The sequence below is a fragment of the Sporolituus thermophilus DSM 23256 genome (assembly GCF_900102435.1).
GTDB classification, from domain to species: Bacteria; Bacillota; Negativicutes; order Sporomusales; family Thermosinaceae; genus Thermosinus; species Thermosinus thermophilus.
The window spans coordinates 31,081-45,913 of record NZ_FNBU01000005.1; the positions used below are offsets into that span (position 1 = coordinate 31,081).

Consider the following 14,833-nt stretch of genomic DNA (forward strand, 5'->3'; position numbering starts at 1 on the left):
ATATGATGACAATTGACTTGAACTGTGATATGGGGGAAAGCTTTGGCGTTTATAAATTGGGATATGATGAAGAAGCAATGCCCTATGTGACATCAATTAACGTAGCTTGCGGCTTTCACGCATCGGATCCTGGGAATATGCTTAAGACGGTGCGACTGGCGAAGAAATATGATGTAGCGGTCGGGGCTCATCCTTCCTTTCCGGACTTGGTAGGCTTCGGGCGCCGGGTTATGGCTGCTTCCCTCGAAGAGATCAAAGCCGATGTTATGTATCAAATTGGCGCCTTGTGGGCGTTCTGTAAAGCTGAAGGTGTTAAACTGCAACATGTTAAACCGCATGGTGCGCTGTATAACGTTGCGGAAAAAGATATGGCCACGGCAGTCGCAATTGCGGAATCCATTAAGGCCGTCGATCCCGAGCTTTATATGGTTTGTTTGGGCAATTCCGCTATGACAGAGGCGGCCAAAAAAGTAGGCGTCAAGTATGTCGAGGAAGCCTTCGCTGACCGGGCGTATACGAGTCAGGGCACCCTAGTGCCGCGCAGGCAAGCGGGTGCCGTCATTCACGATGTCAATGCCGTCGCCGACAGAGTGTTGTCGATGGTGAAAAACAAGACGGTTACTGCCATCGACGGTACTGTTGTATCAATTGCGGCGCAAACGATTTGCGTTCACGGCGATACGCCGGGCGCGGTTGAAATGATAAAAGCGATTCGGGCAAAACTGGAACAAGAAAACATAATATTGAAAGCCTTTGGTCGATAAAAAATACTAGACCGCGAATAAGCGGTCTAGTATTTTTTATGTCATTCGTCGTTATTGTCAAGCACTGCTTTTTTATCCACAGCTTCGTCCGCCACAGGCGCCATTTGGGCCTCGGCCATAGAGATTAATTTTTTTACCATATTGCCGCCAATCTTTCCTCCCATATGGCCGCCGATTTTACCTACTTCTTTGGTGGTCATGTTTTCCCAGCCAACCTGCTCTATCTTTTCTTTTAGGCCTAGTTCTTCGGCTACTTCGTATTTTTTTTGATCTAGTACGCTATCATAGTTTTCCGCGGTTACTTGTTGTTCCATTTCACGGCCAAGCGTTTCGTCGGCCACTCTAATTTTCAGTTTTTCCAGGGCGTTCTTGGCTTTTGGTTCCAGAATCTCATGATCGTTTGCCATGGCCATCCACTCCTGTGTTGTTGTTTAAAACTAGTTTTTGCATTTTAGAAAAAAATAGACTGGAAAATTTCGAAAGCACCGACGCTATATTGGCGCATATAATAATAAGCAACATTATTGAGGAGGGAGAACAATGAGGTTCTCCGTGCGGAAAAAATCCTCTGTGCCTTTATTCGCTATTATGGGCTTGCTGTTGTTCAGCTTGGTAGCCTATGTATTTTGGCGGGTTGAAGTGCATTTGAAACCAACATTGATGGCGATCGCGGAAGCAAGGGCTACTGCTATTGCAACACAAACTATTAATAATGTTATCAACGATAAAGTAAGTCGCACCATTGAGCCTCAGACGCTCGTAACAGTTCGTTTTGACAGTAAAGGGCGCGTTGTCTTGATCCAGCCCAATGCAATGGAATTTAATAAACTGGCCGCTGATACTACCATTAAAGTACAAGATGCTTTACACACTATTACGGAAGAAAAAATCTATATTCCCATTGGCCAGGTTTTAGGTAGTCAAATTTTGGCAAGCTGGGGGCCTAAAATTCTTGTTACAATTATCCCTATGGGCACAGTTCAGGTAAAAGTTGTCGACAAGTTTGAACAAGCTGGCATAAATCAGACGCGCCATATGGTTTACCTCATGGCTACTACCCAAATTCGCATTGTTGTTCCTTTGGTCAGCAAAAGTATCAGTGTTCATACGCAGGTGCCGGTTGCTGAATATGTCGTAGTTGGCGAGGTTCCTAATACTTATGTCCAATTTCCTTTTCCATTGCCTAATGATGCACAAGGCGGAAACGGCAATGGCCATAATTGATACAGGTTTGTCATTTATTAGGCAGTAAAACTGTTGGGCGCATCTGGCCCGACAGCCGATGTGCCAGGCTGATTTTTTGGGGTAATGGAAAATGGTATGGCGGTAGGAATAAATGCACCGCAGGGGAGAGCGGTTTTTAAAATTTGAAGCTTTAAAATTTGGCAAGTGAAACAGGTTATTTTTAATTACAATTTGCAGAGAATAAGATTAGGTCGATTCTTATGAAAGGGGGCAGCGCATTGTCAACGTATAAAGGCAGGTTGACCTATGCAAAAGGTACTTATGTGGAATTTGTAGTTGCTCCTAATCAGGATGTTGACTTTGGCGATATTTTAGTGGTGCAAGGCAAAAACAGTGACCGTTTTTACATTCGCGCCTATGACTTCAAGGTGAAGTCCCGTTGGTCAGGGTTAAATGGCGTTGGCTATTTAATGAGCAAGTTGGATGAGAATGGACAGGTTGAAAACCAAGAAGAGCTGGATTTTTATCTAGGCGGCAATCATACGGTTAAAATTGGCATGGCGGAACAACTTTGTTACGTGGATTCCCAAGGCAATCTTCATAATCCGAAAACTTGTCCGGACTTTTTTTGCGAAGTCCGTGGGCTTAGCTCGGACGACGCGGCACTGTTGTCAGAAATGAAAGGCGATTTGGAATTAGGCTTTTTAAAGAGTGGCCGAGGCGTGTTAGACCTCCCGGTTGGCATCTATGGATCTAAAGCGATTACAGAACATATCGGTATTTTTGGAACGACGGGCTCCGGTAAGAGCAATCTTGTAAAAGTATTAGCCAGTTCGGTGATCAATAATGGCAACTATGGCATGCTGATTTTTGATGTTCATAATGAATATTTTCGAGATTTGAGTCAGCACCCTAAGGCGGCTGACCGGTTGGCTGTCTATAATACTTGTCCTTATGATAGTCATACGCGCAAACTAGCCGTAAATGCCCAGGAAATTGACCCTGGAGATATTACAGCCTGTGCCACCTTTACCGAACCTCAGCTTGACGCCATATATAAACTACATTCCGTTTGGCAGGAGAATTGGATACAGTATCTTCTTCAATACGATGTAGCGGACATTATTGATGAGCTAGCGGGATGTACCGGGCAAAAATTTCAGTCCCGCACAATCAGCAAGATAAAGAGTATTTGTTGGAACTTGCAACAGGAATTGAATATCCAGGAATATCAGCAATCGACAATTAACCAGCTGCTAGGGGAACTTGAGCAAGGAAAGGTTGTACTTATAGAGCTTAAAAATATATCGCCTGTGGGCGAACAGGCGCTGTCTACCCTATTGTCCAAAAAACTGCTTCAGAATTATGCTTCAAAACAGGATAACCTAAGAGCCGGCTTAAAACCTATTATGATCGTGTTGGAAGAAGCCCATCGTTTCCTGGGGAAGAAGGAACACACGAGTAATAACGTTTTTGCCAGGCTAGTTAGCGAGGCCCGAAAATTTAACCTGGGCCTATGCGTTGTCGATCAGCAGCCCCGCCTTTTGGCCGACAAGGTGCTCTCTCAGCTAAATACGCTATTTATATTGGGTTTGGCGTCAAAAGCCGATCGGAGCAAACTAGAATCAATGTGCCGTAAAGATATTTTACAACAGCGTAATGAAATCAAAAATCTCGATTGTGGAGAAATGATTTTAGCAACTAACTATATGCGATTTGCAGCGCCGGTCAAAGTGCACAAGTTTGAGGACTTTCTGGCGCGTTGCCGATCAGGTCACACCCTCGTTGCCCCCAATAGCTAACCCCCTTGCTGCGTAGGACAAAGATCCTACGCTTTTTCATGTCATGGTCTAAACCTATAGTTTATGCATACATTTTTGGTATAAGGGGGGAGTGTGCATGCGCCGCAAAAAAGGAAGCTTACAGACATTGGCAAGATTACTGGAAATACCGCAGGATATTGTCCTTGATTTGCCGCGGATTACCATGTTGGGCAATAAACAACTGCTGATTGAAAATCACAAAGGCATTATAGAATACACTCCTACTACCGTCCGGGTGAAGCTGAACCAGGGGGAACTAATTGTGAACGGTACCAATCTTACTTTGGGCAACCTGCAGGCAGAGCAGATTTTGGTAGAAGGCACGGTAGGGGTGGTCAAGTATGACTTATAAAATCGCCAACTACCTTAGCGGTACTGTTCGCGTTCGCATCCAGGGTATGATGCCAGAAAAGTTTATTAACCTGTGCTTGGCACAGCATATTTTTTTATGGGGCATTTCTAAAAGAAACGACGAAATGTTCGCGTTCATGCGGCTGTCCGATTTTTTTCGCATCAGACCACTTGCAAGAAAAAGCCGGGCCCGTGTTCGCGTGGTAAGTCGCTATGGCTGGCCCTTCATCGTCGACAGGCTCAGGCGCCGTAAAATGCTCGTGGTCGGTGCGGTTCTATATTTGTTTTTACTAAACTTTCTTGTAAGTTTTATTTGGTTTGTGGATATTACAGGTCTGAAAATCCTGAGCAGTGACCGAATCAAGGCTATTGTAGACGGTAACGGGCTAAGGCCCGGTGTACCCAAAGAAAAGGTAGATGTCAAGGCGCTGGAAAACACTATTTTGTTTGGTTTGCCCGAGGTAGCATGGGTTGGCGTTCATATCGCGGGAACGCGTGTACTTATTGAAGTTGTGGAAAAAACAATGCCTCGCACAGAAGATAAGGCTCCAGCCCATGTTATTGCCGCCAAGGACGGGGTCATTACCGAAATAATCGCCGTTGCAGGTCAACCAGCCGTGAAAAAAGGCGATACCGTTAAGAAGGGAGATTTGCTAATTAAAGGGTTGGAACCCGGCAACACTGCACCGATAGCACCGGGCCAGACACCGATTATTTCCGTTCCTTCTCAACTCATAAGAGCGCAAGGAATTGTTAAAGCACGGGTATGGTATGAAGGCTACGGCGAGGCTAGTACCGTGCAGGCCGTTCGACAACGAACGGGCAATCAAGATATGGCAATTACTGTGACCATTGGCAGTCGCCAGATTCCGTTGAAACGCATTCCTGAGCCGCCTTTTGAAAACTACGAAACGGAGGAAGTACATAAAAAACTGGCCTGGTGGAGGAATAGCGAGTTCATTGTCGAATCAACTATAAAAATCTACTATGAATTAGGAACGAGCTGGCGGGAAATAACTGTAGAACAGGCGCGCGACGAGGCTATTGGCAAGGCATGGCACGTCGTTCAGCGGCTGATTCCGGAAAATGCACAAATTTTGTCCCGCAATATCGAGACCTTAAAAACGGAAGAGCCCAATTTGGTTCGGGTGAAAGTCAGCGTAGAAACAGTTGAAGATATTGGGCAAAGTGTATCTATAGTCCGATAAATACAAGGAGGCTAATCTTATTGGAGATCCAACCAGATATGGAGAAGCGGCTTAGTTTGAGCGATACTCAGGAAGCCATGGCGGTTTTAGGGCGCAATGACGAACACTTGCGCATTATTACCGAGCAGTTTTCCAGCCGTATCGTGGCCCGGGGGAATGAAATCGTTATCACCGGGGATCCCGGCGAAGTTGAGCAACTGGATAAGCTATTCCGGGAACTTTTATTCTTCTACCGCGAAGGCAACGCGATTACGACCCATGATGTACAATACAGCATTCGCCTTGTGAAAGAAGGACGGGAAAAGTCGCTCCACGAGATGTATGCGGAAACAGTTTTAGTCACTGCCCGGGGACGTCAAATTAAGCCGAAAACGGTAGGACAACACCGTTATCTGCAAGCTATTCGTCAAAATTACATCACGTTAGGAATAGGACCGGCCGGGACGGGGAAAACTTATTTAGCCGTAGCGATGGCAGTTTTTTCCTTGCGAAACAAGGAAGTAGAGCGGATAATTCTGACGCGTCCGGCTGTTGAAGCCGGTGAAAAACTAGGCTTTTTGCCTGGTGATTTGCAGGAAAAAGTCAACCCGTACCTTCGGCCGCTTTATGATGCCCTTTATGATATTCTTGGTATCGATACATTCCAGAAATATATGGCTAAAAACATTATTGAGGTGGCGCCTTTAGCCTACATGCGCGGACGCACCCTGGATGATTCCTTTATCATCCTTGATGAAGCCCAAAATACGACACCTGAACAAATGAAGATGTTTCTCACTAGAATGGGATTTGGATCCAAAATCGTTGTTACCGGGGATGTCACTCAGGTTGACCTGCCGCCTGGCCTTTGCTCCGGCTTGAAGCATGCGCAGACTGTTTTAAGCGGGATTCCTGGCATCGAAATTGTGCATTTGAGCGAAAGCGACGTAGTCAGGCATGAAATCGTAGGCCGTATTATTCGGGCCTATGAGCGCTACGAGCAGGAAAAGTGAGTTGAATATTATGTTGTCAGTAAATAAACGATTGCGGGAACTATTTGTCCAGCCGGCAAGCATATATGCTAAGCCTATTGTTCGTCGGATAATCCTGGGGCTGGCTTTCTTTTCCCTTTTTATGCTCATTTTATCGGCTGACTTTATTCCGGATAAGGTATCATTACAGGTTGGCCAGGTAAGCGACCGCGATGTCATTGCCCCGCGTACAGTATCGTATGTTGATCCCGTCAAAACCCGGCAACTAGAAGCGGAAGTACTGGCAAGCGTGCCAAATGTGTATGATTTAGATGTGTCAGTCATGACCAAGGCTGAAGAAAACTTAGCAGGTATATTCCGGGCAGCCCGTACGGTTATGGCGGATAAAAATTTAAACACTGCTGACCAGCGTGCTGACAAGCTGCATATGCTTTTGCCGGTACCATTATCAACCAGTGCTGTTATCGGCTTAGTTAGTCTTGATGAGACCGGTCTAGCAAAAACGGAGGAATATACACGTAATATTCTACGCAAATATTTTCAGCGCGGTATTCGCGAAGACGATTTGGATATGGCGCGCAAACAGGTCGCCATCGAAGCGGAAGAACTGGGACTGGGTGCCAATGCTGAAACTGTTGTTGCCAGCATAGCCCAAACGCTGCTCCGGCCTAATTATATCCTGAACGTCCGGGAAACGGACAAACGTAAACAGGCGGCACTAGCCAGTATTGAGCCGGTGCGGCTAACGGTAAAAAAGGGCCAAGTTTTAGTCCGGCAGGGAGATATTGTAACTAGCGAACAAATTCATGCCATGGAAGAACTTGGGTTATACGCTGGTCATGTGAATGAGCTTCGGATCTTTGGTTTAGCCATATTTGTTATTACCGTGATGGTTATAGTTTTAGGCTATCTTTATAAATTTGCCCCGCGTATTTACCAAAACGATTTATATCTTGTTTTGCTCGGGTTGATTATTTTAGTTACGCTTCTACTGGGTAAAGCTGCCCATTATTATTCTGATTTTGCCGCGCCATTGGCGGCAGGTGCCTTATTGACGGCGATTCTGATTGATACCCGTTTAGGATTATTGGTTAGCATTGCTTTGTCCTTACTGTTTGGCGTAATTGTAGACCATGATCTGCGGGCTGTGGCCGCCGCGTTAGTTGGTAGTATGGCGGGCGTTTACAGTGTTTCAAAAATGTCTCATGGTTATAGTCTTGCTAGGGCTGGATTATGGATTGCCGCGATCAATTTTTTGGTTATCAGTTCAACCGGCTTCATTGAACAGGTCGATAATGTGCATGTACTAACCCAGGGCCTCTTGGGCGTGATCAGCGGTATTGCTTCGGCCGTTATCACTACCGGGCTATTGCCGTATCTGGAACATACCTTTAATATAACTACACCTATCAAACTCTTGGATTTGGCACGGCCTAACCATCCGCTCCTGCAGCGATTGCTGCTTGACGCGCCGGGCACATATCATCATAGTATTCTAGTGGGTAATCTCGCAGAAACGGCAGCTGACTTGGTAGGGGCCGACGCTGTTTTGGCTCGTGTTGGGGCCTATTATCATGATATTGGGAAAATCCGGCGCCCTTACTTTTTTGTTGAAAACCAGGTGGGTGTCGAAAATCCTCATGATAAGATTGCTCCCTCCCTAAGTACGCTTATTGTTACTTCACATATTAAAGATGGTGTTGATTTATGCCGCGACTATAAGCTGCCGCAGTGCGTCATCGATATTGTGCAGCAGCACCATGGTACAACGCTGGTATCTTATTTTTATAAGCGAGCTGCGGAAAATGAGCATGGCGATTGCATCATCGAAGCTGACTTTCGGTACGAGGGCCCGCGTCCGCAGACAAAAGAAGCGGCGCTTGTTATGCTCGCCGATGCCTGTGAAGCGGCAGTACGCTCCCTTTCAAAACCTAATGTCAACCGGATTGAGGCGACGGTGCGCAAGATAATCCGCGAGCGTCTCTATGACGGGCAGCTCGATGATTGCAATCTTACTCTCAGGGAGCTCAATGTTATCGGTGATGTTTTTATCCGCGTACTGTCCAGTGTTTTTCACAAGCGTATCGAGTACCCGGACGTAAAGGGGCTTAGAGAGGAGAAAACTAAAAGTGGAAATAGTAATAAGCAATCTCCAAGAGAAGATGATCTTTACGCCGCAAATGGAGCAGACGGTGGTAGCTGTATTAAATAAAGCGGCTGAGGTTTATGGTCTTAGCGAGCAGGCGGAGGTCAGCGTTGTCTTGGTTGATGACGAATACATCCGTGAGCTAAATCGTCAATACCGGGGCAAAGACGCGCCAACGGACGTATTGTCTTTTGCCCTTAACGAGGGGGACGAGCCCGTTGTTATTGATGATCCGGCTGAACAGCTACTTGGTGATATTGTGATTTCTCTAGAAACTGCTGCCCGGCAAGCGGAGGAATTTGGGCATGGTTCGGAGCGTGAATTGGCATACTTAACCGTACATGGGATGCTTCATTTGCTGGGATATGATCATGAAACCGAAGAGGCGCGGGTCGAAATGCGGCAGGAGGAAGAATATATCCTTTCGCAGCTTGGTATCACCCGTGATTAACTTATGCGCAGTAAATCACTTCTTGCTTCGTTTCGTTATGCGCTTGCCGGCTTACTTTACTGCCTTGCTACTCAGCGCAATATGCGGATACATTTTACTGCCGGGATAGTGGTTTTGTTCTTCGCTTGGTGGCTTCAGTTTAGCGCCACGGAATTTGTCTTGCTCCTGTTGACAGTTACCGCTGTATTGGTAGCTGAAATGCTTAACACCGCCGTGGAAAAGGTGGTTGACCTAGCCTCACCGCGCCGCCATCCTTTGGCCAAGACGGCCAAGGATGTGGCCGCTGCCGCTGTTTTAGTGACGGCGCTTGCTTCGGTAGCAGTGGGATTTATCTTATTTTATCCCAGATTATTTCGGTGAAGGAGGGACAACGTATGGATGAACTGATTGCGGCGGCCAGTAAAGCGCGGGAGCTGGCCTATACTCCCTATTCCCGATTTCAGGTAGGCGCAGCCCTACTAGCCAAAAGTGGCCGTTTATACCTGGGGTGCAATATTGAAAATGCCTCTTATGGTCTGACCATTTGTGCAGAACGGACGGCCATTTTCAAAGCTATTTCCGAAGGTGAGCGTGATTTTGCGGCGTTAGCTGTTATTGCTAATACAAATGAGCCTGTTACTCCCTGTGGGGCGTGCCGGCAAGTGATGGCTGAATTTGGCATAAACAGAGTGATTTTATGCACTACTAACGGGCAACGGCGTGAAGCGACACTGGACGAACTGTTGCCTTATGCTTTTAGTGAAAGGTTTTTAACAGGAGATGAGGCTTAATGCAAAAAGCTGGGGACTATAAATCTGGTTTTGTCGCCGTAATCGGTCGGCCGAATGTCGGTAAATCTACCCTCGTTAACAGCCTGGTAGGTCAAAAAATTGCTATAATGTCGGATAAACCACAGACCACCCGTAACCGAATCTTGTGTGTCCTTACTCTTGAAGACGCGCAAATTTTGTTTATCGATACTCCAGGCATTCATAAACCTAAACACCGACTCGGCGAATATATGGTTCAAGCCGCGGAAACAACGCTCCGCGAAGTCGATGTCATTTTGTTTGTCGTAGACGCTACCGCCGAAAAAGGACCGGGAGAACAATATATTTTGGAACGGCTGGCAAAAGTGAAGACACCCGTAATCTTGGTCGTGAATAAAATAGATCAAATATTAAAACCGCAGGTATTGCCGATTATCGACCAATATGCGCAATTGCGGGAATTTGATGCGGTGGTCCCGATTTCCGCCCTGGAAAAAATCAATTTAGACCGCCTGGTTGACGAAGTGAAAAAACATCTCGCGCCTGGGCCGAAGTATTACCCGGACGATATGGTCACTGACCAGCCCGAGCGGCTAATTATCGCCGAACTTATCCGGGAAAAGGCGCTGCATTTGACGAGAGAAGAAATTCCGCACGCAATTGCCGTAGACATTGAAGAAATAGTAAAACGGCCTAACGGGGACTTGTACATCCGGGCGGTCATTTATGTTGAGCGGGATTCCCAAAAAGGTATTATTATCGGCGCCGGGGGAAACATGCTGAAGGAAATTGGTCGTTTAGCGCGTGTTGACATAGAGGGTCTATTAGGTTCCAAAAGCTATTTGGATTTGTGGGTAAAGGTGAAAAAAGACTGGCGCAATCGTGAAAGTATTCTACGTTCTCTCGGCTATGAGTAAATATGGTGAGAGCGGGGTGATAGCCGTGACCTTGGCCTTTACCGAAGTGTTTGTCAGCGAGCTTATTGGCAAACTTGTCATTGATAAAATTGGCAATCGGGTAGGCAAGGTTGCGGACATCCTGATTTTACCACATGCTTCTTTTCCTCGGGTATGCGGAATTGAAGTTATGCGTCCGGGGGGGAGCGTGGTTGTTGCTGATAATCACATCGCTCTTTTAAACAAGCAGATTGTGTCATTAGATGTGCTCCGTGAGGATATTTCAAACAATCCTTTGCCTGCCGGAGCAATATATTTGCGTCGCGATTTAATGGATCGTCAGATTGTGGATATTAATGGCGCGAAGGTAGAGCGCATCAATGATTTAAAATTAAGTCAAATCCACCAGGAATACCGGCTATTGGCTGTGGATATCGGCGTAAGGGGGCTGGTGCGCCGTCTAGGCGTGGAACGAATATTTACTTCTCTGGCGCGCTTATTTCAAAAAGAAATACCAGAAAAGCTAATTTCCTGGGATTATGTGGAGTTTATTACCGCTGATTTATCTTCGGTTAAGCTGTCTGTTTCGCGGCGTAAGCTGGCGGAGCTTCATCCCTATGATATTGCGCAGATTGTCAGTAAACTGAGCGCTCAGGATCGCACTGCCATTTTCCAGACCTTTGATAATGAAACGGCGGCGGAAACACTGGTCGAAATGGAGGCAGATGTCCAGGCGGCTATACTGGAAGGGATGAGTAAGGACCGTGCCGCCGATATTTTAGAAATTATGGCTTCGGATGACGCCGCCGATGTCCTGAATGAGCTGCCGGCCGAGAAAGCGGAGGAAATCCTGCAATTGATGGAGGATGAGGACGCTGCCGAGGTTAAGGAGCTAAGAAACTATGACGAAAACGAAGCCGGAAGTTTGATGACGACCGAATACATTGCCCTGTCAGAACAGCTTACGGCGGACGAAACAATAAGTAAATTGCGGGAATTGGCGCCGGAAGCGGAGACGATCTACTATATTTATGTGGTAGATGATGAAGAACATCTGACGGGTGTATTGTCTTTGCGCGAGCTTATTATTGCCAGGCCGGAGACTCAGCTCCGCAGCATCATGCATAGCAAAATTATGGCGGTGCAAGATACAGCGCCGGTTGAGGATGCGATCGGCATTATTCGCAAGTACGACCTGCTTGCTGTACCGGTCGTGGCTAATAACGGTAAATTAGTTGGCATCATAACGGTTGATGATGTGATTGACGCCGTCTTGCCGCAGCGGCGGCGCAAGCTTTTAAAATTTGCCTAATGATAAAAATTATCTGCCCGCCAGGGCAGTTTTCTTATTTTATTGTCAGTTTTTATGGCTCAAAGCTTTTATTGACTTTTATTGACCGGTATTTATTTAGGTGGTATTATTTGTTAAGAGGGGTGAATCATGAAGTGGATTTCTAAAAATTTCATTCGCGGATTGATTGTAGTGGTCCCCATCGCCATTACAATTCTGGTAGTATTGCAAATATTTAATTTAGCAGAAAAACTGCTGGGCCGTCATCTGCCAATTCATTTCCCCGGTCTGCCGCTCATTGCCGTTTTTTTACTGATAGTCCTCGTAGGTTGGTTATCTTCCTACTGGGTTTTAAAACGGCTCTTGGAATTAGGCGATCGTCTGCTTGGGGCCATTCCCTTCGTGAAGTTTATTTATAACAGTGTAAAACAACTGTCCACGGCAATGCTTGAGTCGCAGCAGCTTTTTAAGCAGGCTGTGCTTGTGCCCTATCCCCATCCAGGCGTCAAGGCACTGGGTTTTATCATGCCTGAACTGTCTGAACCGCTCGTAGAAAAAGTCGGTGCCGACAATGTTTGTGTCTTTGTTCCCATGAGTCTCAACCTGACTTCAGGTTTTAATATAATCGTGCCGAAGCGGGATATAATACTTTTAGACATAACAAGTGAAAGTGCTTTACAATATATATTAACCGCTGGCGCCGTCATGCCACGCCGGCCAGATAATTAAATAGGGAGAGATGCGCTATCGAGTCGCCTTTATATAGTGCTGTGAAATTACTGGCTGCTATTCTCCTGGTGCTTATTAACGGATTCTTTGTGGCAGCCGAGTTTTCGTTGGTAAAAATTCGTAAAACCCGTTTGGAAGAGCTTGCTCACCAGGGAAACGGGCGGGCTAAATTGGCGTTAAAAGTCGTTTCGGGGTTTGACACCTATCTTGGCGCAACGCAACTGGGAATTACGCTGGCATCACTTGCCCTCGGCTGGCTTGGGGAACCGGCAGTGGCTTCGCTACTAGAGCCTTTGGTTTTTCGTTACTTTCCCGGTTCAACCTGGCTTCTGCATACGATAACCATCATGCTAGGTTTTACCATTATTACGTTTCTCCACATCGTGATAGGAGAACTTGTGCCCAAATCACTTGCTATCCAAAAGGTAGAAAGTATAGCTCTATTTTCCGTTTGGCCGCTCTATATTTTTCATAAAATCGGCTATCCTATTATTATCTTGTTTAATAAAGCGGCTAAAGGCATTCTTGCCGTTATGGGCATCAAGGCGGCTAACGAGGCTGATTTAGCGCACTCGGAAGAAGAATTGCGCATGATCGTAAGTGCGAGTCACCGAGGCGGCGTCCTCGACCAAATGGAAAGCGAATTGATTGATAATGTATTTGATTTCGCCGACCGGCTGGCCCGCGAAGTAATGGTGCCGAGGCAGGACATGGTTTGCCTTTTTGTCGATGATTCTTTTGAGGAAAACATGCGTATCGTTCGCGAAACAGGTCACACGCGTTATCCTTTGTGTGTGGAGGACAAGGACCATGTCATTGGGATGGTCCATATTCGCGATCTTATGGATCTGGATATGTGCAGTACCGAGGAAAAGGATCTCAGGTCAATCATGCGGGAAATTCTCGTGGTCCCCGAAGGAATGTCGGTGGCTAAGTTGCTCCAGTTTATGCGACGCAAGCGTACCCATATGGCCATTGTTATCGACGAATACGGGGGTACGGCTGGATTAGTGGCGCTTGAGGATGTAATCGAAGAAATTGTCGGTGATATTCAGGATGAACATGATGACGAGGAGGATGTAGAAGTTCGTCGTTTGGCCGATGGCACCTATGAATTTGACGGGCGGGTATTATTGGACGATGTGACCGAGCTATTAAACATCCGTTTGGAAGAACACGATGAAGATACCATCGGGGGCTACATTTTTGGCATGTTGGGCCGACGCCCGGAAGTAGGGGACAAGATTAGTATAGGCGATTATAAGTTCGAAGTTCTGCAAGTAAACGGTTTTCGCGTTGTCCGCGTAAAGGCTGTGCCGCTCGAATCCCAAAGAATGGCTATTGCTGAATAATCTTACGAAAGGATGATGTCGAGTGTTGTTGCAGGAAGTAATGTGGGAAATCTTCCGGAGTACCGGAGATATACGGGCTTACTTAATCTACCGCGAGTGTCAGTTCCGTAACACGTTAAGTCCTGAAACATCACACGACTAAAAAGATGACGCAAGAATATTCTGCTGAGGCCATCCTGTTGACCGTCCGTGATTGCGGAACGGTCGACAGGATGGTCACGCTGTTTTCCCGGCAATATGGCAAAATTACGGCAGTTGCCTTTGGGGCCAGACGGCCCAAAAGCAGTTTTGCTGGTTGCCTTCAACCTTTTTCTCATGTTGATTTATTATTAGCACGTAACCGGGGTGGCGAATGTATCCGGCAGTGTGAAATAATTCATGGGCACCGTAAACTGCGGGAAGAACTGCCGCGCATGGTTTATGCAACCCTTGTTGCTGAAATTGTAACCGAACTTTGGCCGGAAAACGAAGCAGATTCTGATGTTTTTGAACTGCTGGTAGATGTATTGTTTACACTGGAAGAGCGTAATCCCCGCGTAGCGGCCATTGCCGCCGCTTGGCAGCTTCTGGCCTTGGCGGGGTTTGCCCCCGAGTACCGAAGATGTGTTGCCTGCGGTTCGGTTATTTCTCTACCCGCCCATTTCAATATTGGGGCCGGAGGGGTAATGTGCCCTGCCTGTGGTGGCTCGCAGACCAACTTTACGGAAGGACAGGCTAATTTGCTAGCCAAGTTTCTGACATTGGATTTTAGGAGCCCTGGTCGATTTACCGTGAATGCTGCTGTCTTGGCGGAGTTGGAGAAATTGCTAGGGCAGTGCTTATTTTACCATCTGGAAAAGGAACTAAAGACATGGGCCTTTATCCAGCGGTTCGAGCAACCCGGTAAGGGATAAAAGATATGGACTTCGGCAAAAAAT

17 protein-coding genes are annotated in these 14,833 nt (G+C 46.6%); 16 read left to right on the top strand and 1 reads right to left on the bottom strand.

What is annotated here, in order from left to right:
* Positions 1–2: 2 nt before the first annotated feature.
* Positions 3–764: a LamB/YcsF family protein gene (locus BLQ99_RS04355; protein ID WP_093688510.1), complete on the top strand. Its 762-nt coding sequence runs from the start codon at positions 3–5 to the stop codon at positions 762–764.
* Between the two features lie 41 nt (positions 765–805).
* On the opposite strand, the gene BLQ99_RS04360 is transcribed toward BLQ99_RS04355, so the two are convergent.
* Positions 806–1,171 carry an alpha/beta-type small acid-soluble spore protein gene (locus BLQ99_RS04360; protein ID WP_093688512.1) on the bottom strand — a complete coding sequence of 122 codons (366 nt, stop codon included), beginning with the start codon at positions 1,169–1,171 and terminating at the stop codon, positions 806–808.
* 133 nt (positions 1,172–1,304) lie between these two features.
* On the opposite strand from BLQ99_RS04360, the gene yunB reads away from it, so the two are divergent.
* The 15 genes from yunB to recO all read left to right on the top strand — a co-directional run bounded on the left by yunB (position 1,305) and on the right by recO (position 14,809).
* Complete coding sequence (yunB, locus tag BLQ99_RS04365; RefSeq protein ID WP_093688514.1) at positions 1,305–1,988, top strand: sporulation protein YunB; 684 nt, start codon at positions 1,305–1,307, stop codon at positions 1,986–1,988.
* A 239-nt stretch (positions 1,989–2,227) separates the two neighbouring features.
* The gene (locus BLQ99_RS04370; protein ID WP_245690254.1) at positions 2,228–3,751 is read left to right on the top strand and encodes an ATP-binding protein; all 1,524 of its coding nucleotides are present in this window, start codon (positions 2,228–2,230) and stop codon (positions 3,749–3,751) included.
* Between the two features lie 97 nt (positions 3,752–3,848).
* Complete coding sequence (gene yqfC, locus BLQ99_RS04375) at positions 3,849–4,124, top strand: sporulation protein YqfC (RefSeq protein ID WP_093688518.1); 276 nt, start codon at positions 3,849–3,851, stop codon at positions 4,122–4,124.
* The gene (gene yqfD, locus BLQ99_RS04380) at positions 4,114–5,331 is read left to right on the top strand and encodes a sporulation protein YqfD (protein ID WP_093688520.1); all 1,218 of its coding nucleotides are present in this window, start codon (positions 4,114–4,116) and stop codon (positions 5,329–5,331) included. Before yqfC ends, yqfD begins: the two co-directional genes overlap by 11 nt.
* Positions 5,332–5,351: 20 nt before the next feature.
* Complete coding sequence (locus BLQ99_RS04385; protein ID WP_245690256.1) at positions 5,352–6,323, top strand: PhoH family protein; 972 nt, start codon at positions 5,352–5,354, stop codon at positions 6,321–6,323.
* A 10-nt stretch (positions 6,324–6,333) separates the two neighbouring features.
* Complete coding sequence (locus BLQ99_RS04390; RefSeq protein ID WP_093688726.1) at positions 6,334–8,514, top strand: HD family phosphohydrolase; 2,181 nt, start codon at positions 6,334–6,336, stop codon at positions 8,512–8,514.
* Complete coding sequence (gene ybeY / locus BLQ99_RS04395; RefSeq protein ID WP_216093629.1) at positions 8,465–8,899, top strand: rRNA maturation RNase YbeY; 435 nt, start codon at positions 8,465–8,467, stop codon at positions 8,897–8,899. The genes BLQ99_RS04390 and ybeY overlap by 50 nt, the downstream gene beginning before the upstream one ends.
* A 3-nt stretch (positions 8,900–8,902) precedes the next feature.
* Complete coding sequence (locus BLQ99_RS04400; RefSeq protein WP_093688524.1) at positions 8,903–9,259, top strand: diacylglycerol kinase family protein; 357 nt, start codon at positions 8,903–8,905, stop codon at positions 9,257–9,259.
* A gap of 14 nt (positions 9,260–9,273) precedes the next feature.
* Positions 9,274–9,669, top strand: a complete 396-nt coding sequence (locus BLQ99_RS04405; RefSeq protein WP_093688526.1) for a cytidine deaminase — start codon at positions 9,274–9,276, stop codon at positions 9,667–9,669.
* Positions 9,669–10,565 carry a GTPase Era gene (gene era / locus BLQ99_RS04410; protein ID WP_093688528.1) on the top strand — a complete coding sequence of 299 codons (897 nt, stop codon included), beginning with the start codon at positions 9,669–9,671 and terminating at the stop codon, positions 10,563–10,565. Before BLQ99_RS04405 ends, era begins: the two co-directional genes overlap by 1 nt.
* 16 nt (positions 10,566–10,581) lie before the next feature.
* On the top strand, positions 10,582–11,856 hold the full coding sequence (locus BLQ99_RS04415; RefSeq protein WP_216093627.1) for a magnesium transporter: 1,275 nt from the start codon (positions 10,582–10,584) through the stop codon (positions 11,854–11,856).
* A 129-nt stretch (positions 11,857–11,985) separates the two neighbouring features.
* The gene (locus tag BLQ99_RS04420) at positions 11,986–12,564 is read left to right on the top strand and encodes a DUF502 domain-containing protein (protein ID WP_093688532.1); all 579 of its coding nucleotides are present in this window, start codon (positions 11,986–11,988) and stop codon (positions 12,562–12,564) included.
* Between the two features lie 89 nt (positions 12,565–12,653).
* Positions 12,654–13,916 carry a hemolysin family protein gene (locus BLQ99_RS04425; RefSeq protein WP_245690258.1) on the top strand — a complete coding sequence of 421 codons (1,263 nt, stop codon included), beginning with the start codon at positions 12,654–12,656 and terminating at the stop codon, positions 13,914–13,916.
* Between the two features lie 40 nt (positions 13,917–13,956).
* Positions 13,957–14,058 (top strand): YqzL family protein, encoded by a 102-nt coding sequence (locus BLQ99_RS15405; RefSeq protein WP_425440871.1) that lies wholly within the window; start codon positions 13,957–13,959, stop codon positions 14,056–14,058.
* A 4-nt stretch (positions 14,059–14,062) separates the two neighbouring features.
* Positions 14,063–14,809, top strand: a complete 747-nt coding sequence (gene recO / locus BLQ99_RS04435) for a DNA repair protein RecO (RefSeq protein WP_093688536.1) — start codon at positions 14,063–14,065, stop codon at positions 14,807–14,809.
* Positions 14,810–14,833 lie beyond the last annotated feature (24 nt).

What these genes read in the sequence shown, in the direction of transcription:
- BLQ99_RS04405 (WP_093688526.1), top strand. Translation starts at nt 9,274, where the DNA reads ATGGATGAACTGATTGCGGCGGCCAGTAAAGCGCGGGAGCTGGCCTAT.
- BLQ99_RS04390 (WP_093688726.1), top strand. Translation starts at nt 6,334, where the DNA reads ATGTTGTCAGTAAATAAACGATTGCGGGAACTATTTGTCCAGCCGGCA.
- BLQ99_RS04355 (WP_093688510.1), top strand. Translation starts at nt 3, where the DNA reads ATGATGACAATTGACTTGAACTGTGATATGGGGGAAAGCTTTGGCGTT.
- ybeY (WP_216093629.1), top strand. Translation starts at nt 8,465, where the DNA reads ATGATCTTTACGCCGCAAATGGAGCAGACGGTGGTAGCTGTATTAAAT.
- yqfC (WP_093688518.1), top strand. Translation starts at nt 3,849, where the DNA reads ATGCGCCGCAAAAAAGGAAGCTTACAGACATTGGCAAGATTACTGGAA.
- recO (WP_093688536.1), top strand. Translation starts at nt 14,063, where the DNA reads ATGACGCAAGAATATTCTGCTGAGGCCATCCTGTTGACCGTCCGTGAT.
- yunB (WP_093688514.1), top strand. Translation starts at nt 1,305, where the DNA reads ATGAGGTTCTCCGTGCGGAAAAAATCCTCTGTGCCTTTATTCGCTATT.
- era (WP_093688528.1), top strand. Translation starts at nt 9,669, where the DNA reads ATGCAAAAAGCTGGGGACTATAAATCTGGTTTTGTCGCCGTAATCGGT.
- BLQ99_RS04400 (WP_093688524.1), top strand. Translation starts at nt 8,903, where the DNA reads ATGCGCAGTAAATCACTTCTTGCTTCGTTTCGTTATGCGCTTGCCGGC.
- BLQ99_RS15405 (WP_425440871.1), top strand. Translation starts at nt 13,957, where the DNA reads ATGTGGGAAATCTTCCGGAGTACCGGAGATATACGGGCTTACTTAATC.
- yqfD (WP_093688520.1), top strand. Translation starts at nt 4,114, where the DNA reads ATGACTTATAAAATCGCCAACTACCTTAGCGGTACTGTTCGCGTTCGC.
- BLQ99_RS04360 (WP_093688512.1), bottom strand. Translation starts at nt 1,171, where the DNA reads ATGGCAAACGATCATGAGATTCTGGAACCAAAAGCCAAGAACGCCCTG.
- BLQ99_RS04420 (WP_093688532.1), top strand. Translation starts at nt 11,986, where the DNA reads ATGAAGTGGATTTCTAAAAATTTCATTCGCGGATTGATTGTAGTGGTC.